Origin of the sequence: Sphingomonas sp. RB1R13, from assembly GCF_036663775.1 — a bacterium.
Lineage (GTDB): Bacteria > Pseudomonadota > Alphaproteobacteria > Sphingomonadales > Sphingomonadaceae > Sphingomicrobium.
The window spans coordinates 1-1021 of sequence record NZ_JAXOJM010000123.1; the positions used below are offsets into that span (position 1 = coordinate 1).

The window sequence follows — 1021 nt, forward strand, 5'->3', positions numbered from 1 at the left end:
CGGAGGGCGATACGACGGAAGCGCTTGAGCTTGTTGAAGAAGCACTCGACCTGATGACGCTCCTTGTAGAGGCGCCAGTCGATGACGGGCTTGGCGGTTCGGCTGGGATTGGCCTTGATGTGGGCAGTTGCGCCCAGGTCGTCGGCGATGAAGGTGCGTAGCGGATCGGCATCGTAAGCGGCATCGGCGATGACGTGGCCGATGCCCTTCAAGCCTGCCAGCAGCGTCTCGGCTTGCGGACGATCACCCCACTGCCCGGGTGTCGGATGGATGCGGATCGGCAAGCCGATGGCGTCGACAGCCGCATGCAGCTTGGTCGTCAGGCCACCCCGAGACCGCCCGATCGCGGCAGCCTGAGCCCCCCTTTTGCGCCACTCGCATCGGCGTGAACCTTCGAGATAGTGCTGTCGATCAGGACATATTCGAAGTCCGGCGTGTCCGCCAGGCTATGGAAAAGCCGTTCCCATACACCGGCATGCGACCAACGCCGGAACCGAGCATGCACTCCTGTCCACTTGCCGAACACCTCCGGCAGGTCACGCCAGCGCGCCGCATTGCACGCCATCCACAGAATCGCGTCCACAAACAGCCGATTGTCCACGCCGCTACGGCCCCGCGTCCCCTCCCGGCCGGGAAGATACCCCGCGATCCGTTCCCATTGCTCGTCCGTCAGCGTCCGTCTGCTCATGGCATGCCCCCTTCGACAGCCTTGAATCAGAAATCAGCAGCAAACGGAATCTACTAAATGCAGACGCCGCCTAGAAGGGGAGGAATAGCGTGGATGTCGATCCGGTCTAAGCCGTCGCCTGCCAGATCCAGGCCGTTGCGGGCAGCGTGATCCGATCGCCGACCCGATATTCCGCGAGCCGGGTGCCAAGAGCGTTCAGGAGGCGTTCGCGCTCCGGCGGCGCGGCCTGCGCCAAGGCGCGCGCGGCGGGACCGATCTTCGACAGGAAGGACAGCGCATCCTCGAGCGGATCGCGGCCTTCTCCCACCACATAGTCGAAGGAGACGCGCGCGG

At 64.4% G+C, this 1021-nt stretch carries 1 protein-coding gene and 1 pseudogene; both read right to left on the reverse strand.

Features of this window, described 5'->3' with window-relative positions:
* Positions 1 to 688, reverse strand: a protein-coding gene (locus U1700_RS15425) for an IS5 family transposase (protein ID WP_332753540.1) whose coding sequence is annotated in 2 segments (ribosomal slippage) — positions 1 to 370 and positions 370 to 688 — 689 coding nt annotated over the 2 segments. Because the reading frame shifts where the segments join, the coding sequence is not laid out codon by codon here. This gene is flagged as partial in the annotation.
* A 106-nt stretch (positions 689 to 794) separates the two neighbouring features.
* A pseudogene (locus U1700_RS15430) lies at positions 795 to 1021 on the reverse strand (class I SAM-dependent methyltransferase); the annotation flags it as partial.